This window comes from Flavobacterium cupreum (genome assembly GCF_003996965.1).
Classification (GTDB): domain Bacteria; phylum Bacteroidota; class Bacteroidia; order Flavobacteriales; family Flavobacteriaceae; genus Flavobacterium; species Flavobacterium cupreum.
This window is the reverse complement of the sequence record NZ_QWDM01000006.1, coordinates 188,105-211,401: the sequence shown is the minus strand read 5'-3', so window position 1 is coordinate 211,401 and position 23,297 is coordinate 188,105. Positions and strand designations below refer to the sequence as shown.

23 protein-coding genes are annotated in these 23,297 nt (G+C 36.1%); all 23 read left to right on the top strand.

From position 1 onward, the window contains the following. Positions 1-13 precede the first annotated feature (13 nt). The 23 genes from D0817_RS11155 to D0817_RS11045 all read left to right on the top strand — a co-directional run bounded on the left by D0817_RS11155 (position 14) and on the right by D0817_RS11045 (position 23,293). Positions 14-1,288, top strand: a complete 1,275-nt coding sequence (locus D0817_RS11155) for an ABC transporter ATP-binding protein (RefSeq protein WP_202866475.1) — start codon at positions 14-16, stop codon at positions 1,286-1,288. A gap of 57 nt (positions 1,289-1,345) precedes the next feature. Further along, entirely contained in the window at positions 1,346-2,290 is a 945-nt protein-coding gene (locus tag D0817_RS11150; protein WP_127338473.1) for a glycosyltransferase family 2 protein, read from the top strand. Beyond that, positions 2,291-3,142, top strand: coding sequence for a glycosyltransferase (locus D0817_RS11145; RefSeq protein WP_127338472.1), 852 nt, complete (start codon positions 2,291-2,293; stop codon positions 3,140-3,142). A 1-nt stretch (position 3,143) separates the two neighbouring features. Then, positions 3,144-4,085: a glycosyltransferase family 2 protein gene (locus D0817_RS11140; RefSeq protein ID WP_127338471.1), complete on the top strand. Its 942-nt coding sequence runs from the start codon at positions 3,144-3,146 to the stop codon at positions 4,083-4,085. Then, complete coding sequence (locus D0817_RS11135; RefSeq protein ID WP_127338470.1) at positions 4,061-5,116, top strand: hypothetical protein; 1,056 nt, start codon at positions 4,061-4,063, stop codon at positions 5,114-5,116. Before D0817_RS11140 ends, D0817_RS11135 begins: the two co-directional genes overlap by 25 nt. After that, positions 5,113-6,030, top strand: a complete 918-nt coding sequence (locus D0817_RS11130; RefSeq protein ID WP_127338469.1) for a glycosyltransferase family 2 protein — start codon at positions 5,113-5,115, stop codon at positions 6,028-6,030. The genes D0817_RS11135 and D0817_RS11130 overlap by 4 nt, the downstream gene beginning before the upstream one ends. Further along, the gene (locus tag D0817_RS11125) at positions 6,031-6,954 is read left to right on the top strand and encodes a glycosyltransferase family 2 protein (protein ID WP_127338468.1); all 924 of its coding nucleotides are present in this window, start codon (positions 6,031-6,033) and stop codon (positions 6,952-6,954) included. Next, entirely contained in the window at positions 6,951-7,826 is an 876-nt protein-coding gene (locus D0817_RS11120) for a glycosyltransferase family 2 protein (RefSeq protein WP_127338467.1), read from the top strand. The genes D0817_RS11125 and D0817_RS11120 overlap by 4 nt, the downstream gene beginning before the upstream one ends. Then, on the top strand, positions 7,819-8,502 hold the full coding sequence (locus D0817_RS11115; protein WP_127338466.1) for an acyltransferase: 684 nt from the start codon (positions 7,819-7,821) through the stop codon (positions 8,500-8,502). The genes D0817_RS11120 and D0817_RS11115 overlap by 8 nt, the downstream gene beginning before the upstream one ends. A 26-nt stretch (positions 8,503-8,528) precedes the next feature. Beyond that, complete coding sequence (locus D0817_RS11110) at positions 8,529-9,563, top strand: glycosyltransferase family A protein (protein WP_127338465.1); 1,035 nt, start codon at positions 8,529-8,531, stop codon at positions 9,561-9,563. Next, positions 9,556-10,668: a glycosyltransferase family 4 protein gene (locus tag D0817_RS11105; protein ID WP_127338464.1), complete on the top strand. Its 1,113-nt coding sequence runs from the start codon at positions 9,556-9,558 to the stop codon at positions 10,666-10,668. The genes D0817_RS11110 and D0817_RS11105 overlap by 8 nt, the downstream gene beginning before the upstream one ends. Positions 10,669-10,671: 3 nt before the next feature. After that, positions 10,672-11,727 (top strand): acyltransferase family protein, encoded by a 1,056-nt coding sequence (locus D0817_RS11100; protein WP_127338463.1) that lies wholly within the window; start codon positions 10,672-10,674, stop codon positions 11,725-11,727. 35 nt (positions 11,728-11,762) lie between these two features. Continuing rightward, positions 11,763-12,830, top strand: coding sequence for an acyltransferase family protein (locus tag D0817_RS11095; RefSeq protein ID WP_127338462.1), 1,068 nt, complete (start codon positions 11,763-11,765; stop codon positions 12,828-12,830). 11 nt (positions 12,831-12,841) lie between these two features. Continuing rightward, positions 12,842-13,507, top strand: coding sequence for an acylneuraminate cytidylyltransferase family protein (locus D0817_RS11090; protein ID WP_127338461.1), 666 nt, complete (start codon positions 12,842-12,844; stop codon positions 13,505-13,507). Between the two features lie 20 nt (positions 13,508-13,527). Further along, on the top strand, positions 13,528-14,568 hold the full coding sequence (gene neuB, locus D0817_RS11085; protein WP_127338460.1) for an N-acetylneuraminate synthase: 1,041 nt from the start codon (positions 13,528-13,530) through the stop codon (positions 14,566-14,568). Then, positions 14,561-15,352: a glycosyltransferase family 2 protein gene (locus D0817_RS11080; RefSeq protein ID WP_127338459.1), complete on the top strand. Its 792-nt coding sequence runs from the start codon at positions 14,561-14,563 to the stop codon at positions 15,350-15,352. The genes neuB and D0817_RS11080 overlap by 8 nt, the downstream gene beginning before the upstream one ends. A gap of 42 nt (positions 15,353-15,394) precedes the next feature. Beyond that, the gene (neuC, locus tag D0817_RS11075; RefSeq protein ID WP_127338458.1) at positions 15,395-16,516 is read left to right on the top strand and encodes a UDP-N-acetylglucosamine 2-epimerase; all 1,122 of its coding nucleotides are present in this window, start codon (positions 15,395-15,397) and stop codon (positions 16,514-16,516) included. 65 nt (positions 16,517-16,581) lie between these two features. Beyond that, entirely contained in the window at positions 16,582-17,223 is a 642-nt protein-coding gene (locus D0817_RS11070) for a CatB-related O-acetyltransferase (protein WP_127338457.1), read from the top strand. Between the two features lie 57 nt (positions 17,224-17,280). Next, positions 17,281-18,714 carry an MBOAT family O-acyltransferase gene (locus tag D0817_RS11065; protein WP_127338456.1) on the top strand — a complete coding sequence of 478 codons (1,434 nt, stop codon included), beginning with the start codon at positions 17,281-17,283 and terminating at the stop codon, positions 18,712-18,714. Next, complete coding sequence (locus D0817_RS11060) at positions 18,714-19,598, top strand: hypothetical protein (protein ID WP_127338455.1); 885 nt, start codon at positions 18,714-18,716, stop codon at positions 19,596-19,598. The genes D0817_RS11065 and D0817_RS11060 overlap by 1 nt, the downstream gene beginning before the upstream one ends. Positions 19,599-19,667: 69 nt before the next feature. Continuing rightward, positions 19,668-21,047: a CDP-glycerol glycerophosphotransferase family protein gene (locus D0817_RS11055; RefSeq protein ID WP_127338454.1), complete on the top strand. Its 1,380-nt coding sequence runs from the start codon at positions 19,668-19,670 to the stop codon at positions 21,045-21,047. Positions 21,048-21,063: 16 nt separating this feature from the next. Continuing rightward, positions 21,064-22,209 (top strand): glycosyltransferase family 4 protein, encoded by a 1,146-nt coding sequence (locus D0817_RS11050; RefSeq protein WP_238160852.1) that lies wholly within the window; start codon positions 21,064-21,066, stop codon positions 22,207-22,209. Positions 22,210-22,288: 79 nt separating this feature from the next. After that, positions 22,289-23,293 carry a hypothetical protein gene (locus tag D0817_RS11045; protein WP_127338452.1) on the top strand — a complete coding sequence of 335 codons (1,005 nt, stop codon included), beginning with the start codon at positions 22,289-22,291 and terminating at the stop codon, positions 23,291-23,293. Positions 23,294-23,297: the final 4 nt, after the last annotated feature.

Below are 23,297 nucleotides of genomic sequence, written 5' to 3'. Positions count from 1 at the left end.
TATAATTTTTCAATTGGAAAAAGATATCATATTAAAGGCCGAAAATATTTCTAAACAATACCGGTTAGGTCAGGTCGGTACGGGAACATTAAGTCACGATTTAAACAGATGGTGGCATCAGGTGCGCGGAAAAGAAGATCCTTATCTTAAAATTGGGGATACAAATGACCGTTCTACTAAAGCAGTTTCCGAATATGTCTGGGCTTTGCAGGATATAAATTTTGAGGTGGAGCGCGGACAGGTATTAGGCATTATTGGTAAAAACGGAGCAGGAAAGTCCACACTTCTAAAGATATTATCAAAAGTAACCGCTCCAACCACGGGGAGTATAAAATCACGCGGTCGAATTGCTTCACTTCTCGAAGTGGGTACAGGTTTTCATGGCGAAATGACCGGTCGTGAAAATATTTTCCTAAACGGTGCCATTTTAGGTATGACCAAAAAGGAAATTGCTTCAAAACTGGATGAAATCATAGAATTCTCCGGTTGCGAACGTTATATAGACACGCCTGTAAAAAGATACAGTTCCGGAATGACGGTTCGGCTGGCCTTTGCAGTCGCGGCTTTTTTAGAACCTGAAATTTTAGTAATTGATGAGGTTTTAGCGGTAGGTGATGCAGAATTCCAAAAGAAAGCGATCGGAAAAATGCAGGACATTTCGAAAGGACAGGGACGCACCGTTTTGTTTGTGAGTCATAATATGGCAGCGGTGAAGAGCTTATGTAATAAAGGAATTATTTTAGAGCATGGAAAGGTGGTTTTTGAAGGGGATATAGAAAATGCCGTAAGTTATTATCTTGGAGGTGATCCTGAAGCAATGAATTTAAAAACGTTTGGAAAAGAGCATGATTTTCCCATCTTTAAGCTAGATGAAATTTCATTAAATAATCCAGGCAGAACTTCACATGAACTACTGCAGGAAAAAGAGGTCATTACCCTTACGACGAAATTAGACTTAAAAGTAAAAGATGCAGAACGCTATCATATCACCTACCATTTATACAATGAAATGGGTGAGGCGATGTTTTCCTTTTCGAATGCCGGATCATTTTCTCTGGAAACCGGAGTAAACAATATTAGCTGCGATTTTCCGGCCTCGTTTTTTCAATCGGGGCAATATTTTTTATCGCTCTTTATCATTGAAGATTCAAGACAATTGCTTTTTACCGAAAGTGATATCATTTCTTTTACAGTGGTCGATTCCGGAAGAGAGTTAGGAACCTACATGGGCAGGGAACCGGGTTATATTAAACCACAATTTCAGTGGAAAAATAATATCGAAAAATAAGCTTTGTCTTATTAGGGTCTAATTTCAGTATTATGATAAAATTTAACTCTTGCAGCAATGGAAAATAAGGAATTGACTGTTTCGGTCAATATGATAACGTTTAAGCATGAACTTTATATAAAGCAAGCTATAGAAGGAGTTTTAATGCAGCAGACGAATTTTGATTTTGAATTAATTATTGCTGATGACTGCTCACCTGACAGTACACCGGAAATAATTAACGACATCATCAAAAACCATTCTCAGGGTCATAGAATCAAATATTTCAGGCAGGATAAAAACATCGGAATGCAGGAAAATGGCATTTTTGCCTTTAGTCAATGTTTAGGAAAATACATTGCCCTTTGTGAAGGAGATGATTATTGGACAGACCCGTTAAAACTACAAAAACAGGTTGATTTTTTAGAAGCAAATCCGGACTATGTTTTATGCTTTCATCCCATAAAAATTTTAAGACCGGATGGAACAATTGATGATGATTTTATTACAAAGGTTCCGGAAAACCATGAAACCATTGAAACTTTAGCAAGACTTGGAAATTATATACATACCCCTTCTGTCGTTTTTAGAAATGTAACCAGAAGTCTTCCTTTTGAGTTTCGATTATCTCCTATAGGGGATTATTTTCTTTATATTATTCTTGCCGGCTACGGGAAACTGAAATATTTAGAGGATAAAATGGCAGTCTACAGATATAACGTTGGGGTAATTTCAAGAATGTCAGCTTTAGATATTGCCAATAATAACGTCAAAATGTATTCCTGCATGATCGGTTACCTTACGGATGAAAATATCAAGAGAATTATTTTAGATAAACAAATACGCGTGGTAACGGAGCATTACAATATGATGGAGTCCTATTATGAAGAAAAAATGGAAGCACATTACAAAGATGCTTTTGTTTCCCGTCATTTTATTTTTATTAAAATTAAAATGTTAGGTTTTTATTATAAAAATCCAAAGCTGTTTGTAAAAAAAATAAAGAAGATACTCTCAAAATAAATGCTGTCAATAATCATTTGTTCCCGGACAAAACAAATCGTTCAGGAGTTTCAGGAGAATATAAAAAATACAATTGATTCTGAATATGAATTACTTGTAATCGATAACTCGCAAAATGAATATTCGATTTTTGAAGCTTATAATTTAGGAATCCAAAAAAGTACCGGAACTTATCTGTGTTTTATTCATGACGATATTGTATTCCATACTCCGGGGTGGGGAAAGGTTATTGAGTCAATTTTTGCAGCTGACGAAAAAATTGGACTAATTGGTATTGCAGGAGCGACAGTAAAAACCAAAATGCCTTCCGCATGGTGGGATTGTCCTGAAGAAAACAGGATCATCAATATAAGGCAGCATCTTACTAGCGGGGAGATTGAAAACTGGCATGTGGGCTGGAAAGATAAAGCCGTAGAAGAAGTGGTAGCTATTGATGGTGTTTTTATGGCGATGCGCAAAGCCGATGCATTTTTGTTTCATGAAAAGCTGGGCGGTTTCCATAACTATGATTTAGATCTTTCCTTTAATGTGAAACGGAACAATAAAAAGATTGTCGTAACAAACCAATTTTTAGTAGAACATTTATCCGAAGGACAATTAAGCGGCGACTGGGTACAATCAACTTTGAAAATACATCGTTTATATAACAGTATATTGCCTCTTGGAGTAAATAAAATGCAAAAGGAAGAACTTAAGGTTCTGGAGATTGAAAATGCTAAGAAAATAATTTATCTGTCGTTTACTTATAAAAGGCCTTTTCTTGCCTTAAGAATCTGGCTTAAACTATTTTTAATAGCTCCCAAAAATAAATATCACACCGTTTTTTGGAAAGAATTCCTAAACTTAAAATAGTATGCTGGCCATAATCATTCCGTATTACAAACTTACTTTTTTTGAGGCTGCCTTAGAATCACTGGCCAATCAAACAGATAAGCGGTTTAGGGTTTATATCGGTGATGACGCCAGCACGGAAGATTGTTCGGTTTTATTAGCGCGATACAAAAAAAAAATTGATTTTGTTTATCATCGTTTTGAGGATAACCTGGGCAGTATTTCATTAACGCGACAATGGGAGCGCTGTATTGCGCTTTCTACAGCAGAAAAATGGCTGATGCTCTTAGGAGATGATGATGTTTTGGGGAGTAATGTAGTAGAGGAATTTTATGGATTCTTAGATTCAAAAAAAGAAAAAGTCGATTTAATCCGGTTTAATCTTAGCATTATAGACAAGGAAGGACAATTGCAGGGGTCAAATTTTGAGCATGAAGTTCACGAAAAAGCAGAACAACTACTAGATCAGATGCTCCTGATGAAAGAAACGATCACAGCAAGCGAATTTATCTTTAGCAGAGCTATTTATAGTGCTAATAAGGGCTTTGTAGACTTTCCGCTCGCCTGGTTCTCGGATTATGCGACCTGGCTCGTTTTTAGTAAAAATAACGGAATTCATTATATCAAATCGGCAAGTGTTTACTGGAGACTAAGCGGAATCAATATCTCTTCTGAACCTTCGAATCTAAAAAACATCCGGCTAAAAGTAAAGAGCCTCTTTTTATTCCTGTATTTCGTGCAGGTTAATTTTAAGGTTGAAAATAAAAGACTAAAACAATACGCCCATTCGCAGCTAATCAATATTTTTGGCAATATTTCGGACTTTACCAAAATAAAATTTTTGTGTAAGGAATGTTTTAAATTCAAATTTAGATTGACAGAAATAATTACAATTGAGTTTCTTTACCGAAGAATCAAAAGAAAAAAAATGAAGAATTTATGGAAGTATTTGTTCCCCATCTAAAGGATAGAAATATTTACCTGGATGAAATTATTTTTTTTTCGGATTGTAATTTTATTTTTGGTGATTTTAAGAAGTATAAAAGTTCCTATGAAATTGTAAATATCCAATTTCCGGAAGCGATCTTTAATTGGGTTATTCCAACAGCCGAAGAACTGAGAGATTTCGAAAAGAAGATTTTAGAATGGAAACAACATTCGAAAATTGTTTTCACTTTAAATGACATAGAATCACATTATGACGAAGAGAATCAATTTATCGATTTGTTCAGACTGATTCAAAAACATGCCGATGGCGTTATTCATTTAGGGAATTATTCATTAGAAAAATACGCACCTCTTTTTTCTGATAATTGCCAGCATACTGTAATATATCATCCCTTATACGAGAGTCTGACGGGAGATTACCAAAAGGCAGATTTCAAGGAAAGATTTCAGTTAAATTTAGAAGATAAATATATAGTTTCGGTTATTGGAGCCATCAGATCTGATGAAGAAGCCAAATTGATTTTAAAAATTTTCAGGAAAATCCCTTTAAAAAATAAATTCCTGATCGTTCCGAATATGTTTCAATTTATAAACAGGCCGTCTTATTTCCCCTATCGTTTCCGGAAAATATACAAAAAGATTGCAGAAAAAATATATTGTTTCCCGCTTCGTAAAAATCAGTACTTTTTTGGATACAAATTTTTAGATTACGATTATATGGTCGATCTGGTAAAAGACTCCTCGCTGATTGTAATACCCAGAATCAGAAATCTGAATTCGGGAAATTTATATCTTGGACTTACTTTTGATAAACCGATGATCATTCCAAAAGTGGGCAATCTAACCGAAGTGGCGCGTTTTTTCGATTTTCCACTATTAGATCTGGAGAAAAAAAATTACGATGAGGTGATTAAAAGTGTTTTAGATTCCAAAAAAACAGCCTTCTTTACAACCAAAGAATATACAGAAAAGAAGAATTTATACCAACCGGAAAAGATTGCCAATCAATACGATCTTTTCTTTAATCAATTGACAACTAATCAATGAATCCATTAGTTTCCATTATTGTACCATGCTATAACCAGGGGCAGTATCTGGGTGAAGCGCTAGAGTCCGTCAGTAATCAGACTTTCTCCAATTGGGAATGTTTAATCATTGACGACGGAAGTGTCGATAATACTGCAGCAGTCGCACAAAGCTTTGCGGCCAGGGATTCCCGTTTTGTTTATTTGTTTAAAGAAAACGGAGGGGTCAGCAGTACCAGAAATTTCGGTATTGAAGCGGCAAAAGGAGCCTTTATCCAATTTCTGGATTCAGATGATATTTTAGAGAAAACCAAACTGGAGTTGTCATTACTTCAATTAGAATTGCCGGAGAACAAAGAGGTAAAAATAGTTATTTCCAATTTCAGGATGATTGCTGACCATAAGGAAGCTTCATTGCCGCCATTTTGTGTTTTGGATGAATCCCTTTTTAATGTGGAAGGCTTTTTATTTCAGTGGAATGTTTCTTTTTCGCTTCAGATGCAGTGCGGCTTTTTTGATGCAGCCTTATTTAAAACCATTCGTTTTCCCGAAAATCTGTCAGCACAAGAGGATTGGGTAGTTTGGGTCAGTCTTTTTAAAATGACAAACAAGGCCGTTTTTATTGATAAACCTTTAGCCTTTTACAGAATTAACCCCTCCAGCAGAATGATGACGCTTGGTATTGACGATAACAAGATAAAGGTTCTGGAATCTTTTAAAGCCATACTAAGCTACGACGAATATTACAGGTTTTCTTTCGATTTAATTTCCAGATGTTATGATTCAAATGAAAATTTCAGGATTAAATTAAAGGAACTCAAAAAGTCAAACAGCTACCAAACCGGCCTGATGATAAAAAAAGGATTAAAGAAAACAGGTCTTTTAAGACCCGCCAGATCTTTTTTTAAACTACTAGTACGACTTAAGGCAAGATAAATGGCAAAGCTTTCCATCATACTACCGAGTTATAATCACAGTGCGTTTTTAACGGACCGGTTAGAAAGTATCTCTAATCAAACCTATAAAGACTGGGAAGCGATTATAATTGACGATAAATCGACCGATAACAGTGTCCAGATCATCACTGATTTCCTGAACAGCAATCCGGATTTTAACGTCAGGTACTTTATTGTAAATGAATCAAACTCGGGCAGCGGTTATTTTTCCTGGCAAAAAGGAATTGAACTGGCCGAAACAGAATTCATCTGGATTGCCGAAACAGACGATTATTCAGAACCCTCTTTTCTGGAAGAATTAGTGAACATTTTAGAGTTGAATGATACTGCTTCACTGGCCTTTTGCGGCAGTAAATATGTTGAGAATGGTACTGTTATTTACGATTCAGCAAACAGGACAAAAGATCTCAACACACCCGAGGGCGAATATAGAATTATACACAAGGAAGTTTTTTTAAACTCAATGCCTTTTGATACTTTTATTACCAACGGAAGTTCGGTTGTTTTCAGAAAGCCTGAAACTGAAATTCCGGCTGTACTTTTTCAGAACAAATTGTGTTCGGATATTTTTCTATGGTCCTATTTAGTGCAAAACAATTCTTTTGCGTTTTTAAATAAGAATTTAAATTTTTTCAGAAGGCATGAAGGTTCAACCTCGTCTTACCTGCAAAAAAATAAATTAGAAAACGTTTACCACGAAAAAGCCGGTTATTTAAATTATTTCGGGCAGACGGAAAAGTATGGCCAGTTTATCGACCATTATATAAAAAACTATGTCTGGACCAATAAGAAAGAATTTTTAAATACGTCAAGTATTCAGGAGATTCAGTCGGACAAAAAATTAACAGGGCTATATTTTTATAAATTGGTTCAGTTTATCATTTCAAAAATTTTAAACAAATGAGGCCTTTAGTAACTGTTATTATCCCCACCTACAATCGTAGTGAATATCTTAAAAATGCGATTCAGTCGGTAGTGGGGCAGTCTTATAAAAATATTGAAATACTGGTAATTGATGATGGATCTTCTATAAATTATGCTGAATCAATCTGCGCAGAATTCCCGAATTGCAGGTATCATTTCAAAGAAAACGGGGGATTGTCATCAGCAAGAAATTATGGGATCAAGCTATCCAAAGGCGAATATATAGCCTTTCTGGACGATGATGATTTTTGGGAAACTTCTAAAATCGAAAAGCAGGTCAGCGTATTATTAGAAAACACTTCCGTTGATTGTGTTCATTCTTCTGTTGCTGTCGTAGATAAAGAAGGAAAAGTAACCGGAAAATATTTTGGGGCTTCACAGAACAAAATCCATAAACGTTCCGGTGATGTTTTCTGGAATGCTCTGGGAGTCTGGGTGGTTAAATCGCCAACTCCTTTAATCAGAAAGGAAGTATTTCAGGCTGATTTATTATTTGACGAGAGCATAAAAATAGGAGAAGATGTTGATTTCTATCAGCGCATGTTTTACAGACATAAAGTGCATTACATCAACGAGCCATTAGCCTATTACAGAGAATATGATAATGCGGACAGGCTTTCCCTTCAACGAAAAAAATACATCGGTCTTCACAAAAAAATGTTTTTCAATTTTAAAAAAATGGGAATCACAAACCCGTTTTTGCTTCATAAAATTGCAAGGAGATTATTGCTAAGTGCCACCAATATGTGGAATGAGATTTATCCTCAAAATCAAGTCAAGATAAATAAGATCGATTTATATCTCAGACCGGTTTATTGTCTGTGTAACTTTTTTGCTGAAAAAGATGAATAATTTTATTAACAAATCTATTTTTTTGTCCAAACGTCTGGTTAAGGAAAATTTTAAAACCATTTATTTTAATTTTAAATATTTTCCCTTTAGTGAGGCCATTATGTTTCCGGTGCTCATTTCTAAAAATGTGCTTTTTAATGAATTGAAAGGAAGCATCAGGTTCGAATGCCCTTTACGGTACGGTTTGGTAAAAATAGGTTATGGAAAAGTCGGTATATTTGATAAAAAATTTTCACGATCGATCTTACAAATATCAGGAGAGCTTGTTTTTAGAGGAAGTGCCGGTTTTGGGCAAGGTACCAAAATCAGTGTAGCTAAAAATGCAAAAGTAATTTTCGGAAATAAATTTACCATCACCGCAGAAAGCGAGATTGTTTGTTCTAAAGGAATTGAATTTGGTACGAACTGTTTGTTATCATGGGATATCCTGATTATGGATTCCGATCATCATACCATTTGGAATGAAAAGGGCAGTGTTGTCAATCCTCCGGAAGAAATAGTTATAGAAGATAATGTATGGGTTGGATGTCGTGGATTAATATTAAAGGGCTCCCAAATACCGTCCAATTCAGTAATTGCTGCTAATAGCGTAGTCACTAAAAAACTGGAAGAGCCGAACGCTGTGTATGCCGGGAACCCGGCCAGAAAGATCAAGGAAAATGTAACATGGGGATAATTTGCGCTTAAAATACACCTAATACTATGCGAATCGGGTTCAATCCAAATAAAGATAAAATAAAACACACCAATGACTTCTTTCATCAGGTTGTCATTCCCGTGTACATACCGGATCAGGAAGGGTATTTTAAAGACAGTTTTAAGATTCTGGACTATTGTCTTGAATCCCTGTTTAAAACAATCCATCCCAAAACCTATATCACTATTGTCAATAACGGAAGTCATATTATAATAAGCGAATACCTCAACCGGCTTCAGAAGAAAGGGAAAATTCACGAAGTGATCCATAGTACCAATATCGGAAAACCTAATTCGATTATAAAAGGTATTGCCGGGCATAACTTTACTTTTATTACCATTGCAGATTCCGATGTGCTTTTCCTGAATGACTGGCAAAAAGAAAGTTATAACGTTTTTGAGCAATTTCCAAAAACAGGAGCAGTTTGTCCGACTCCTTCCTCCAGATCATTAAAAAATCATACTTTCAATATTTGGTTCGAATTACTGTTTTCGAAATCACTTTTTTTTACAAAAGTCAAAAATCCGGAAGCCTTAAAAGCCTTTGCGGCGAGCGTTGGAAATCCGAAAATCTATAATGAGATTCACCTTCAAAAATACCTGACCGTTTCTAATCAGGATTTTAAAGCAGTTGTGGGCGCCGGACACTTTATTACAACGTACAGAAAAGAAGTCTTTGAAAAAAGCGATATGAAACATTCCGGTTTTATGCTGGGTGGTGAAACCGAAGGAAAACTATTGGATTTTCCCGTAGTAAAAAAAGGAATGTGGCGACTTTCTACAGCAGATAATTATGCGTACCACTTAGGAAATGTCGAAGAAGACTGGATGCGTGAAACCTTCGAACAAATAAAACCAAATGATTTTTTTCCTCAGGAACCGATTGTTTTAAGGAAAATAAAATCGTCAAAGTTGGCCTTTTTATTAAAATATAAATTATTCGCCAGGATAATAACACAAAAAAAAATATGGTATTATTGCCTCAAATTAAAAGGGCTTTCTAAGACAGAGGCAATACAATACGATCAAAAACATGGATAATACCATAAAAGTAATCCTTATTTCGCAGGCACCGCTTCCTTTTTCAAAGATTGGAAGCTGGACTACGCTTTATAAAAATTATCTGGAAGGGAAACATAAAATTGATTGTATCGTTTGCCCGAAACCAGAAAACTCATACAAGACAATACAATATAGTTTTGTCAATTTTACTTTCTGGCACAAATTACAGCGTAAATTTTTAAAGAAAAAAAATCAGGAATATTTTCAGGCTCTTAACAAACTCATCCTTCCTAATGAGAAATACATCATTCAGATTGTAGACAATTACGGAATGGTAAAACCGCTTAAAAATTATCTTGTTTCCAAAGGAATTGAGGATCGGTGCTATATTCAGTTTTTCTATCACGGCTATTTGCCCTATACCAAAAAAGATTCGCAGGAGGATTTTTATGAAGCACTCGATGAGATGGTTCTGCTTACTCATGATAGTTATACAGCGCATAAAAATCAGCTTACTATTGTACTGGGTTCTTTTTCTGTTTTACACAATGCCATCGATACGCAAAAATTCAGTAAAGTTTCCGAATTAGAAAAAACAGCCCTAAAAACACAGTTGGGCTTCAACGATAAAAAAGTCTTTATCTGGTGTTCTCAGGACAGGCCCAAAAAAGGATTGAATTTAATTTTAAATGTCTGGAAGGAAATTTACGGGCTGCACAAAAATATTATTTTAGTAGTGATAGGCTGCGATCCGCGCGAAGCAACCGAAGGCGTCCTGTTTTTAGGGAGAATTCCCAATGATGAACTTCCTAAATATTACCAGGCCTCCGATTGTTATCTTTTCCCAACCTTATGTGAGGAAGGTTTTGGACTTAGTCTGACAGAAGCCCTGCATTGTGGTAATTACTGCATTGCATCTGCCCTGGGTGGCGTTCCTGAAGTTTTGCAATATGGCAAACTCGGAAAATTAATCAAAAATCCTCATTCCGTTTCTGAATGGAAAACCGCCATAAACGAATTTCTGGATGGAAACCTCGAGTCCCCTAAATTTCCGGCTGATTTGTATGCAATGGAAAACTGGAAGGAAGGGATGAATGAAATTATTGAAAAAGCTAAAAACAAATTAAGAAATAAAGAAAATTAAAGAATGAGATTAGAACAGTTAACTTTTACAAGATTCCTTGCCGCCATTTCGATTGTTGCCTACCATTATGGGACAAAAAGTTTTGTTTTTAATAATGACTATGTGAGTTTCATCTTCAATAATGCGGATGTATGTGTCAGTTACTTTTTTATCTTATCCGGTTTTGTAATGATGATTGCGTACGGAAACAAATCAGTTATTTCTGCCAGGGATTATTTCAGAAACAGGTTTGCCAGAATCTACCCGTTGTATTTTTTGGCGCTGCTAATGATGCTTTTCCTGCAAATCCGAATAAACAATCTCGATGTACCAGCTTTCTTTTTAAATCTTTTTATGATCCAGTCCTGGGTTCCGGGTAAAGTTTTGACGGGCAATCCTCCCGGATGGTCATTATCTGTCGAATTGATATTCTATCTGGTCTTTCCTTTTGTTTTGAACTGGCTTTTTAATAAATTCTCCTTTAAAAAGATTTCAATATACATCATCTCTTTTTGGATTTTAAGTCAGGTTGTTTTCAATATCTTTTTCGCCCTTTACGGACACGGTGAATCTGAAAGCATATCGAGGTTTTTAAGATTCAATCCCGTAATGCACCTGAATGAATTTTTAATCGGGAATCTTGCCGGTTTCTTCTTTGTCAAAAAAATGCAATACAAAGAAAAAAATTATGATTTCCACATTTTGGCTTTAGTGGCACTGATCATTCTGGCCCTGAAGTTTCCGTTAAATTTAAATTTTCATAACGGATTACTGGCCGTATTTTTTATTCCTCTTATATTTTGCATCGCGTTAAACAACGGATTTATAACGCAACTGTTCAAAAAAAGAGCCTGTGTTTTTTTAGGTGAGATCAGTTTTGGAATTTATATTTTCCAGCATCCGATCTATTGTTTAATAAGCGCCTATACCGTAAATAAATATTTGCATCTCACAGATCCGACAATCGTCTTTTTTATCAGATTTTTTATTTTAATTATTTTCTCTGCAGTAGTTTATATTTATATCGAGAAACCCATTCAGAATAAAATAAAAATTAAAAAGAAACCCGTACTGGCCTAAATCGAAGAAGGGCTATAAAAGAATGTAAACAGAATATGAGAATCGACCAATTAACCTTTACCAGATTTCTGGCCGCAGTTTCAATTGTTATCTTTCATTATGGTGGCGGAAGCATTTTTACAGAGAATCCGAAGCTGGCTTTTATTTTTCAGAATGCAAACATCAGTGTAAGCTATTTTTTTATACTATCGGGGTTTGTGATGATTATAGCGTACGGGAATAAACCTTTTGTTCCCATCATCACGTATTTTAAAAACAGGTGGGCAAGAATTTACCCGTTGTATTTTCTGGCCATACTCCTCGTCATTTTTGTACAGTTAAATATCAAATTTGATTTCTCCGGATTTTTTCTAAATATCTTCATGATACAGGCATGGGTTCCGGGGAAAGCGCTTTCGTTTAATTTTCCGGCCTGGTCCTTATCAGTCGAAGTGTTATTTTATGCCATTTTTCCTTTTGTGTTTAATGAAGTGTATAAAAAAATGTCCTTGAAACGCATTTCAATTGGTATTGTTTTATTTTGGATTTTTACTCAAATCATTACAAATGTGCTGTTTCATTCTTTTGGAGAAAGTGATTCCGTGTATGCAAAAGACTTTCTACTCTACAATCCGTTATTACATCTTCATCAGTTTTTAGTGGGGAATCTGGCCGGACTGCTTTTTATAAAGTACCTGAGTGAAAAGAAAAGAAATTATGATTTGTTAATCCTTGTGTTTGTCTGCTTGGTGATTTTTGCCTTAAAATTTCCATTTGGACTCAGTCTGCACAGTGCCTCGGCTTTGCTTTTTGTACCTTTGATCCTTTTAATTTCGCTTAATACAGGAGTAATTACTCAATTATTTCAAAAGAAACTATTTGTATTCTTAGGGGAGATTAGTTTTGGGGTCTACATCCTGCAATACCCGGTTTGTTTTTTTATAAGCAATTACAGGATTAAAAAATACCTTCATATTGAGGATCTGACCCTTTCCCTCTTAATAAGAGTGGCGATACTGATTTTGGTTTCTTCAATAACGTATATTTATATTGAAAAACCGATTTTGGAGAAAGTGAAAGGAACCAAAAAAAGGCTGACACTTTCGGGAAATCCAGTGGGATAAAAACAGAAAAAATGAAAACGATTGCAATTATACCGGCTCGCGGAGGCTCTAAAAGAATTCCCGATAAAAATATCCAGATGTTGGGAGGGCTGCCTTTGCTGGCACATTCTATTTTATATGCGCAGCAAAACAGCAACATAATTGATGAGGTCTATGTTTCGACAGATAATGAAGAAATAAAAAAAACAGCACTGCAATTCGGGGCAAAAGTAATTGACAGGCCAGCTGCTATTTCGGGTGATTTGGAGCCTACGGTTTCTGCCCTGAGACATGCTTTGGAAGCTATTGAAAGTAATACTGTCGAAAACGTAATCTTACTTCAGGCTACCAATCCGTTACGGCCAGAGAATCTGATTGTGGATACTTTTGAGGCCTATCAAAAAGGAAACTGTGACAGTTTATTTACCGTTACCCGAAATCATCAGAAATTCGGAAAAATCACAGACCGGAAATTTATTCCGTTTAATTATGCCATCGGCCAGCGAAGTCAGGATTTAGAGCCGCTTTTCTTTGAAAACGGATTAGTATACATTACCAAAGCGTCGTTAATCCGGAATGATATTATTATTTCGGAAAATGCTTTTCCGTTCGAAGTAAATCATATTTTTGCACAAGTTGATATAGATACCCCGGAAGATTTGGATTACGCGGCATATCTGTTTCAAAAACAATTATAATATAAAAATACCACTCCTTTATGAACCCATTTATAGAAATTGCCGGTAGAAAAATCGGACCCGATTTTCCACCCTTAGTTATTGCCGAAATAGGAATTAATCACGAAGGTTCTCTTGTCGTTGCCAAAGAAATGGTTGATGCAGCACACAGAGCGGGCGTTGAGGTGGTAAAACACCAGACGCACATTGTGGAAGACGAAATGAGTGGCGCCGCAAAAAAAGTAATTCCCGGTAATGCAGATGTTTCTATTTATGAAATCATGGAACGTTGTTCCCTTAATGAAGCGGACGAGTTAGAACTAAAAGAATATGTGGAAAGTAAAGGAATGATCTTTATTTCGACACCATTTTCACGCGCAGCAGCAGAACGATTAAAGAAATTTGATATACCGGCTTATAAAATTGGTTCCGGAGAATGTAACAATTACCCTTTATTAGAGCATATCGCTTCTTTTGGCAAACCTGTCATTTTAAGTACCGGTATGAATACCATAGAAAGTATTCAGAAAGCCGTAGCGATTTTCGATAAGCATCAAATTCCTGTTGCTTTACTGCACACCACAAACCTGTATCCAACGCCAATACATTTGGTTCGTTTTGGTGCCATGACCGAGCTGCATCAGGCCTTTCCGGATAAAGTATTCGGATTGAGCGATCATACCTTAAATAACAATGCCTGTTTGGGAGCTGTGGCGCTTGGCGCCAGTATTTTAGAGCGGCATTTTACAGATCATATGCAACGAACCGGTCCGGATATTGTTTGCAGCATGGATGAAAAAGCCTGCGGGGAATTAATTGTATCCAGTGCCGAAATGGCCCTAATGCGTGGCGGGACAAAAAAACCGGCATTAGAAGAACAAGTTACCATTGATTTTGCCTTTGCAACAGTTTGCGCCATAGCATCCATCAAAAAAGGAGAAATATTATCGAAAGAAAATATTTGGGTAAAACGTCCGGGAACCGGTAAAATCCTCGCAGAACACTTTAATGATCTAATTGGAAAAGTAGCCTCAAGGGATATCGAAAACGATGAGCAATTAGACTTTAGTGACTATGAGTAAAAAAATATCAGTTGTTATCAGGAATAAAAACCAGGCTGATGCTTTAGATTTTCTATTAAAAAACCTTACCAGCAGATATACAGACGATATTGAGGAGATTATTGTTATCGACAATTTGTCTACAGACAATAGTCATGGTATTATAAAAAAGTACAACGGTGTTAAGAAAGTTACTATTGAAAAATTCTCTTATGGAGAAAGTGCAAATTTAGCCGCCAAAAGTGCTGAGAGTGATATTGTCGTGATTTTCAGTGCGCATGCATTTCCCGTAAGTCACGATTTTTTCAAACTTATAAAAAGCAGTTTCGAAAAGAACGACAATCTGGCCGGTTTGCGATGTCTGCATAACAATAATGATTTCACGCTTTACATCAACGGAGTTTCTGCAAAAGAAGAACCTAATGGTGCAGCAGTAATTTTTTGCGGATCTGCATTCAATAAAAAAATCTGGGAAGAACTGAAATTTAAAGGAGATATTCAGACCATGGAAGATAAAGAATGGTCAAAAAGAGTTTTAGAAAAAGGATACGATATTGAATTTGTGCCATCGATTTTTTGCTATCATATAAAACGAACTCCGCAACAGCTTTTTTTCAGGTATAAAAATGAAGTTATAGGAGGGTATCAGTTATGGCACGAAGAATATAATTTCAAAACAGCACTAAGAATGCTTGCCGGATCTCTAAAAAAAGCGTTCTTACTTTTTGTGAGCAGTTTTTATTACGCTTTCAGAAAATTCTTTTTCCTTTTAAAATTTATAAACCATAAACCGGAAAAATTTTAGTGCACTCAGACCTTGCTTTATTTTAATGCGTAATTATTTTAAATGAAAAAAATTCTTTTCCTAACCGGAACACGTGCCGATTTTGGCAAAATAAAATCTTTGATTTCAATTCTGGAACAACAACCGGATTTTGAAGTCTTTGTATTTGTAACCGGAATGCATCTTCAGGAAATTTATGGTTATACATTGATAGAAATTGAGCGTTGCCATTTTAAAAACGTATTTACTTTCGAAAATCACACACACGAAACCACAATGGATCTGACTCTGGCAAAAACCATCGAAGGATTATCCCATTACTGTAAAACTATCAATCCCGATATGATTGTCGTGCATGGTGATCGTGTAGAAACACTCGCAGGAGCTATTGTGGGATCTTTGAACAATATTCTGGTAGCCCATATTGAAGGAGGAGAAGTTTCAGGCACCGTAGATGAATTAATCCGCCACAGCGTTAGCAAATTAAGCCACATTCATTTTGTATCGAATCAAGAGGCGGCGAAAAGGCTGATTCAGATGGGCGAAATAAAAGAATCTGTATTTACCATCGGTTCACCCGATATCGATATTATGTTTTCGGATAAACTTCCTGATTTAGAAACGGCCAAAAAGTATTATGAGGTCCCGTTTGACGCATTTGCGATCGTAATGTTTCATCCTGTGACCACCGAATTTCAGGCCATGCAGGAATACACAACAGCTTTTGTCGATTGTTTACTGCAGGACAGCCATAACTATCTGGTTATTTTTCCCAATAATGATTTGGGAAGCCAGTTTATTCTGGATTCTTATGAAAGATTAAAACAAAATACCAGATTCAGGGTTTTTCCATCGCTTCGTTTTGAATATTTTCTGACCTTACTAAAAAACAGTCAGTTCATTATTGGTAACAGCAGCGCCGGAATTCGGGAAGCGCCCTATTACGGCATTCCCATAATCAATATCGGAACCCGTCAGCAGAACAGAGCGGTTCATGCCGATATTATCAATACCGATTATTCGCACGAAAGCATAAAAGAAGCCCTTAAAGTTATAGACTCGCACAAAGTTCAGCTGGCAACCAATGATTTTGGACAGGGAAATAGCAGCGAATTATTTTTGGATTCACTAAAGAAAAACGATATTTGGCAGCTGAATCACCAAAAGCAGTTTAAAGATTTTTAATGAAGGCAACGATACTTTTAGGGTAGTGGCTTTCCCTTAAAAGAACAAAATAAACGAAAAGTAAAATGAGACATTTTTTGCGAAAAATAGCATGGATATTTTTGGGAAAAGGATATTTTGACTTTCTGAAAGGTCAGCATAAAACCTACCTGCATCAGGCAAAGAATGTAGCAATGGGATACAAATCGTATCATAATGGTGCATTTGTCTGGCAGTGGCATCAGAATTCACAATTAGAGATTGGAAAATACTGTTCTATAGCAAACGATGTTCATTTTATATTAGATTCAGGCCATCACACGCTAAGTGAGGTGACAAGCTTTCCTCATTTTAATCATCTGGTCGATAAAGATTTGCTCATTGGTAACCAAACACAGTCTGATTTTAGAAAAAATATAAAAACAGAGGAAAGTAAAACGATCATCGGCAATGCTGTTTGGATTGGAATGAATGCCATAATTTTGCCCAACGTAAAAATAGGGGATGGCGTTACCATTTTGGCAGGTTCAGTGATCACAAAAGATGTTCCTGATTATGCCGTTGTCGGAGGGATTCCGGCAGCAATTGTAAAAATGAAATACGATCTCGATACGATCGATAAAATGAAAAAAATACAGTGGTGGAACTGGCCCCCGGAAAAAGTGGAAGAAAATGTGGGGGATTTTTATATCCCGATTCATGATTTTATTGCCAAATGGCTTAGGTAATAATCTGATTGTGGCAATAAACAGATTGCCGTTGTACTTTACTAATTAATTTAATTTATGTTTTTTAACTCCTTAGCGTTTGCTGTTTTTTTACCAATCGTTTTTTTTCTCTATTGGTTTGTTTTCAATAAAACCAAAAGCACGCAAAATGCCTTACTGATTATTGCAAGTTATTATTTCTATTCCTGCTGGGACTGGAGATTTCTTTTCCTATTGGTTTTTTCTACTTTTCTGGATTATTATACCGGTATTCAGATTGAAAAAGGGAAGTCTGAAAAAAGCCGTAAATTTTGGTTCTGGCTTAGCATTATAGTCAATTTGGGATTTTTGGGAATTTTTAAATATTATAACTTTTTTGCCGCTTCTTTCTCAGAATTATTAGGATCGGCAGGAATTCAGGCAAGTCCGATTTTACTGAACGTGATTCTTCCGGTTGGAATTTCATTTTATACGTTCCACGGATTATCGTATGTGATTGATATTTATTACAAGCGAATAAAAGCCGAATACAATTTTGTAGATTATTCACTCTTTGTCAGCTATTTTCCTCTTCTGGTGGCAGGCCCGATCGAAAGAGCCACACATTTATTGCCACAGGTAAAAGTAAAACGGGAGTTTGACTTTCAGGTGGCTAAAGAAGGAATTTACCAAATCATCTGGGGATTGGTCAAGAAAGTGGTTATTGCAGATACCTGCGCGATTTATGCCAATGCTATTTTTGATCATTATACTTCCATGAATTCGTTCTCTCTTATTTTAGGAGCCATCTATTTTGCCTTTCAGATTTACGGAGATTTTTCAGGGTATTCAGATATTGCCTTAGGCGTTTCAAAACTGTTTGGTTTAGACCTGTTGCGAAATTTCAATTACCCCTATTTTTCAAGGGATATTGCCGAGTTCTGGCGTCGCTGGCATATTTCATTATCGTCCTGGTTTCGGGATTATCTCTACATTCCGCTAGGAGGAAGCAAAGGCGGCCTTTGGATGAAGATCAGAAATACGTTTATCATTTTTGTGGTCAGCGGATTCTGGCACGGCGCCAACTGGACGTATGTAGTCTGGGGATTTATAAACGCCGTTTATTTTCTTCCGTTGCTTTTATCCAACAGCAACCGAAATAATATGGATGCGATTCAGCTGAAATTTAATTTTGATTCGGTAAAAGTACTGCTGAGTATTCTCTATACCTTTTCCCTGACCTGTATAGCCTGGGTCTTTTTTAGGGCTAAATCGATAACAGATGCTGTGCAGTATTTAAAACGTATGATTACCAGCAAGGATTTTAGTTTCCAGTATTTGGACAATGAACGTTACAGTTATGAACTTCTGCTAATGATTGGTCTGTTTGTTCTGGTGGAATGGAACAACAGAAATAAAATCGAACCGCTTTCAGGAAAAAGCAGCCTGCTGAAACTGGCATTGGCAATAGCAGCAATACTGGCTCTCGGAACCTATTCAGATTATAAAGAATTTATATATTTTCAGTTTTAATGAATAAATTTTTAATTTATACGGTCAAAATTATAGTCATAACCGCTTTGGTAGCCGTTGTACTGGACGGTTTGTATACAGCCGTTTTTATGCAATCCCGAAACCGTGGTAAAGTGGAGACGGTTTTCAATTCAGAAGCTAAAAAATACGATGTGGTAATTCTGGGCTCGTCTCGTGCCAATAACCATTTTGTGGCACAAATGTTTGAAGATAAAGGGTTGAAAGCATTTAATTACGGAATGAGCGGCGGCCATTTATTTGAGGCGTCACTGATGCTGAAATTAATGATTGAAAGGAAATACGTTATTAAAAATGTCATTCTGGAAGCCGATTTAAATCTTTCGGGTGAAAAAAAAGCAGAAGGAATCGCAGCCCTGTTTTTGCCATACATCCACAATTCCGAAACGATAAAGAAACATTTTGAAAACGAAAAGGATTTCTACGAGTTGTATTATATCCCGTTTTACAGGTATATAAAGTATGATGGAAAAATTGGATTTAGAGAGACGTTCTTCACAGCCATTCATAAAAAGACCTCCATGCTGGATAATTTAGGATATTACCCGCTTTTAAAAACGAAAGGCGCAAATATGAAAAATGACATTGTAAACCTGAATCCGCTGCCGCATAACAAATACTATGAAGAAATTAAAAGTCTCTGTAAGGCCAATAATATTAATTTTATAGCGGTAATGACTCCAATGTGCGAGAATGTAAAAGGAATGGACTATTTTGACAAAGTAAAAAAAGCCTATCCTGAAATTCTTAACTATGAAAATGCAGTGGTTGAAGATAAATATTTCTCATCCTGCGGGCATATGAACGATACCGGAGCCAAGCTTTTTACGGCGAGAATTATAAATGACTTTTTTGTCAAAAAATAAACTGGCGCGCCCGTTTTAGGAATTATAAGTCAATGATCGAATTAATATTGTTTTTTAGTAAATTTTTGAATGGAGAAAGATAAAATTTTATTGCTCTTTCCAGATGGAGTCGGAATTAGAAATTACCTGTATGCTGATGTTTTTAAAGACATGAAGGAGGATTTGGTATTGTTTCATAATTTTGATCCCGAAACGGTAACTGCCATTAAAGACAATGTCCTCATTGATGACGAAATTACAATTCCGGCTTACAAAGAATCCGCCAAAGAGAAATTTTTAAGAGAATTGATTTGTCTTTGCAGGTTGTACCACAACACACAAAAAGTAAAAAACACCTCCCTGCTGACCAATTGGAACTGGAACCAAAATACATTTTCGAAGAAGGTTTTTTATAAATTGATTGAGGCAGCAGCCCCGTTTTTTAAGAAATATTCGAATATTCTCAAATTAGAAAAACACTATCAGAAAGCAATTCGTCAGAATGTTTTTTATGATGAGGTCAAAGAGATTTTAAAGAAAGTACAGCCCAGTGTTGTTTTCTGTTCCCATCAGCGGGCTTTAAAAGTAGCCGGTATATTTGCAGCTGCAACTGACCTGGGAATTAAAACGGCAACAGTAATTTATTCCTGGGACAATTTGCCTAAAGCCCGAATGGCGCTAAGGGCAGATCATTATCTGGTCTGGTCGGATTATATGAAAGCGGAATTACAATTGTATTATCCGGAAATTCCGGTAAAGAGCATTGCCGTTACGGGAACGCCTCAGTTTGAGTTTTATGCAGATGAAAAAAACAGAATCGATAAAGGAACGTTCTACAAAAGATACAACCTGGATCCAAATAAAAAAATCATTTGTTTCTCAGGAGATGATACTAAAACCTCTCCCGATGATCCGGCTTACCTGAATGATATTGCAGAAGAGCTCACAAAAGCCAGTCTGCAGGATGAATATCAGATTTTGTTTAGAAGATGTCCGGTAGATTTTTCGGGCAGATATGATGCTGTGGTAAAAAAATATAAAGATCTTATAAAAGAAGCCGCGCCGTTGTGGTATTTTAATATCGCAAACGAATGGAACACAGTGTACCCTTCAATTGAAGATGTAAAACTGCTGATTAGCAGTGCTTTTTACTCGGATATTGTTGTAAATGTCGGATCGACCATGGCCTTTGATTTTGCCATGTTTGATAAACCCTGCGTGTTTATCAATTATGATCAGCAGGAGAAAAAGGTAAAAGACTGGTCGGTAAACATGATTTATCAGTTTCAGCATTTTAAAAGTATGCCTGATAAAAGCGCTGTTATCTGGCTAAATAGTAAACAGGAAATTGTAGAAAAGGTAACGCTTCAAAAGAATTGTAGTCCGGCTATGATCGAATGGAAGAATATTGTGCTGGAAGAGTATCAAAATGCCTCGCTAAAAATAAAGCAAATCCTTAAAGCCCATTAAAATGCATATTTGCTTCTTGACAAACGAATATCCAAAAGAAGGATTTCCGCATGGCGGAATAGGGAGCTTTGTGAAAACTTTAGCGGTAGCCCTGGTTAAAAATGGAATCAGAGTTTCTGTAGTTGGCCTGAACTATACCTCAAATAATGAAGAGGAAACTACAGACGGAGTTCATATCTATCGTCTGAAAAGAAGCAGCGTAAAAATAATTTCCTGGTATTTTAATTTTAAGGCCATCAATAAAAAGATAAAGGAAATTCATAAAGAGAATCCCATCGATATTGTTGAAGCTTCCGAACTGGGCCTTGCGTTTATAAAAAAAATAAAAGGGATTAAATACATCATCCGGCTTCATGGAGGACATCATTTCTTCGCAGAAGGTGAAAACAGGAAAATCAATAGATGGAAAGGATTTCAGGAAAAAAGGTCTTTCGGTAAAAGTGATGCTTTTATTGCCGTTTCACAGTACGTAAAAAAGCATACCGAAAAATATCTAAGCTATCACAATAAGCCATTGGCCTATATCAATAATCCGATAAATACAGAATTATTTCAACCCATTAAAACAGAAGTGCCCGATAACAGAATTGTTTTTGTGGGTACAGTTTGCGAAAAGAAAGGTGTCCGCCAGTTAATACAAAGCTTTCCTTTCGTAAAAAAAGCTTTTCCTGAAGCGACATTACATATTTATGGGAGGGATTGGTTTTTTCCGGATGGAAGTTCTTATGTGGAAATGCTTAGAGAAAAAGAGCTGCCTCTTTTAGGTGATGCGATACTAAAAGCTATTTATTTTCATGGCGCTATACCTTTTGCCAATATTCCTCAGGTATATGCAAATGCTTCGGTATGTGTATTTCCATCGCACATAGAAACACAGGGTTTGGTGGCCCCGGAAGCTATGGCAATGGAAAAAGCAGTCGTTTTTACAAAATTAGGTCCTGGGCCGGAAACCATACAAGAATATCAGACAGGACTATTATGCGACCCGCATAGCCCTGAAGATATTGCCGACAAAATTAGCTGGATTTTTTCCAATAAAGAAAAAGCAAAAGCAATAGGTCAGGCAGCAAGGCAATCTGTTCTTGTAAAATACGGATTGGCGAATATAGTACATCAGAATATAGATTTTTTTAAGTCTTTGCTTCCTAAATCAAATGTTTAGGGCAGTGGAAAAAAGATTAGAAAGACGAATGCAGGCAGGACCAGTACAAAGGTTTACCTATAATATTAATTAGCTTCAAATGAAACTGGAATTACCATACTGGACTTCTCATCACAATATGATACTGTATTCATTACTACACTATTGTGAAGAAAATAATGAGGTTTTTGATGTTTCTTTTAATGCAAAAATTGCTACGGGCGGCGCTATACTGCACAGCAACAATCAGATGATTTTTTTAGATTATTCAGATAATAGTGTATTCCTTGATAATCCGGAAAAATATGATTTTTATTTTAAAAGATCATTGCTGTTGGAGAGTTATAAAGGAAATGTGCATCCGTTGAATCTTCAGGTAAACTTCTCGTATAAAGCGGTAAAACTTTTAATGAAGTTGAATTTTAAAGACCTGATAAGTAAAACAAACAGAACAGAAATTGTCCGTGCCATGGATTACTTTAATCTGGTTACCAATTTGTCGCATAATGCGATGGATGTTAGGAATTTTCCAAAAAAGGCTGCAGACCATAACGGCAAAATCATTTTTCATTCGAGACTATGGAACCCGGATAATAATGCTGACCCGGATGAAAAAATTAGAAGAGCGAGCCAGAACGAATTTCGTATTGAAGCCTGCAGGATTATAAAAAAGAATTTCAAAAATGTTTCAGTGGGTCTGTTTCCTGATGAATTGTCAAAGAAAATTGCCCCGGAACTGCTATTAGATATAAAACATACCTCTAAAAAAGAATATTTTAAATCCCTGAGAAATGCAGATATTGGGATTGCAGATGACGGCTTGAAAGATACTCCGGGTTGGAAAATAGGAGAGTACCTGCTGTTTGGAAAAGCAGTTGTGACCACTCCTCTTCGTACAGTGGTAGAAGATTTTAGAGAACATACTAACTTTGAAAAGCTTCAAAATCGCAGTGCCTATTTAGAATTACCGGAAAAAATCGAATACTTACTGGAAGGTAAAAGATATTTGGAAGTAGGAGAAAATAATTTAAAATGGAGTGAAAACTACTTACACCCAAAAAATTATATCACGAGAATATTAAATAGTACAAAAAATACGCTTTAGTGCC

What these genes read in the sequence shown, in the direction of transcription:
- D0817_RS11150 (WP_127338473.1), top strand. Translation starts at nt 1,346, where the DNA reads ATGGAAAATAAGGAATTGACTGTTTCGGTCAATATGATAACGTTTAAG.
- D0817_RS11145 (WP_127338472.1), top strand. Translation starts at nt 2,291, where the DNA reads ATGCTGTCAATAATCATTTGTTCCCGGACAAAACAAATCGTTCAGGAG.
- D0817_RS11140 (WP_127338471.1), top strand. Translation starts at nt 3,144, where the DNA reads ATGCTGGCCATAATCATTCCGTATTACAAACTTACTTTTTTTGAGGCT.
- D0817_RS11135 (WP_127338470.1), top strand. Translation starts at nt 4,061, where the DNA reads ATGGAAGTATTTGTTCCCCATCTAAAGGATAGAAATATTTACCTGGAT.
- D0817_RS11130 (WP_127338469.1), top strand. Translation starts at nt 5,113, where the DNA reads ATGAATCCATTAGTTTCCATTATTGTACCATGCTATAACCAGGGGCAG.
- D0817_RS11125 (WP_127338468.1), top strand. Translation starts at nt 6,031, where the DNA reads ATGGCAAAGCTTTCCATCATACTACCGAGTTATAATCACAGTGCGTTT.
- D0817_RS11120 (WP_127338467.1), top strand. Translation starts at nt 6,951, where the DNA reads ATGAGGCCTTTAGTAACTGTTATTATCCCCACCTACAATCGTAGTGAA.
- D0817_RS11115 (WP_127338466.1), top strand. Translation starts at nt 7,819, where the DNA reads ATGAATAATTTTATTAACAAATCTATTTTTTTGTCCAAACGTCTGGTT.
- D0817_RS11110 (WP_127338465.1), top strand. Translation starts at nt 8,529, where the DNA reads ATGCGAATCGGGTTCAATCCAAATAAAGATAAAATAAAACACACCAAT.
- D0817_RS11105 (WP_127338464.1), top strand. Translation starts at nt 9,556, where the DNA reads ATGGATAATACCATAAAAGTAATCCTTATTTCGCAGGCACCGCTTCCT.
- D0817_RS11100 (WP_127338463.1), top strand. Translation starts at nt 10,672, where the DNA reads ATGAGATTAGAACAGTTAACTTTTACAAGATTCCTTGCCGCCATTTCG.
- D0817_RS11095 (WP_127338462.1), top strand. Translation starts at nt 11,763, where the DNA reads ATGAGAATCGACCAATTAACCTTTACCAGATTTCTGGCCGCAGTTTCA.
- D0817_RS11090 (WP_127338461.1), top strand. Translation starts at nt 12,842, where the DNA reads ATGAAAACGATTGCAATTATACCGGCTCGCGGAGGCTCTAAAAGAATT.
- neuB (WP_127338460.1), top strand. Translation starts at nt 13,528, where the DNA reads ATGAACCCATTTATAGAAATTGCCGGTAGAAAAATCGGACCCGATTTT.
- D0817_RS11080 (WP_127338459.1), top strand. Translation starts at nt 14,561, where the DNA reads ATGAGTAAAAAAATATCAGTTGTTATCAGGAATAAAAACCAGGCTGAT.
- neuC (WP_127338458.1), top strand. Translation starts at nt 15,395, where the DNA reads ATGAAAAAAATTCTTTTCCTAACCGGAACACGTGCCGATTTTGGCAAA.
- D0817_RS11070 (WP_127338457.1), top strand. Translation starts at nt 16,582, where the DNA reads ATGAGACATTTTTTGCGAAAAATAGCATGGATATTTTTGGGAAAAGGA.
- D0817_RS11065 (WP_127338456.1), top strand. Translation starts at nt 17,281, where the DNA reads ATGTTTTTTAACTCCTTAGCGTTTGCTGTTTTTTTACCAATCGTTTTT.
- D0817_RS11060 (WP_127338455.1), top strand. Translation starts at nt 18,714, where the DNA reads ATGAATAAATTTTTAATTTATACGGTCAAAATTATAGTCATAACCGCT.
- D0817_RS11055 (WP_127338454.1), top strand. Translation starts at nt 19,668, where the DNA reads ATGGAGAAAGATAAAATTTTATTGCTCTTTCCAGATGGAGTCGGAATT.
- D0817_RS11045 (WP_127338452.1), top strand. Translation starts at nt 22,289, where the DNA reads ATGAAACTGGAATTACCATACTGGACTTCTCATCACAATATGATACTG.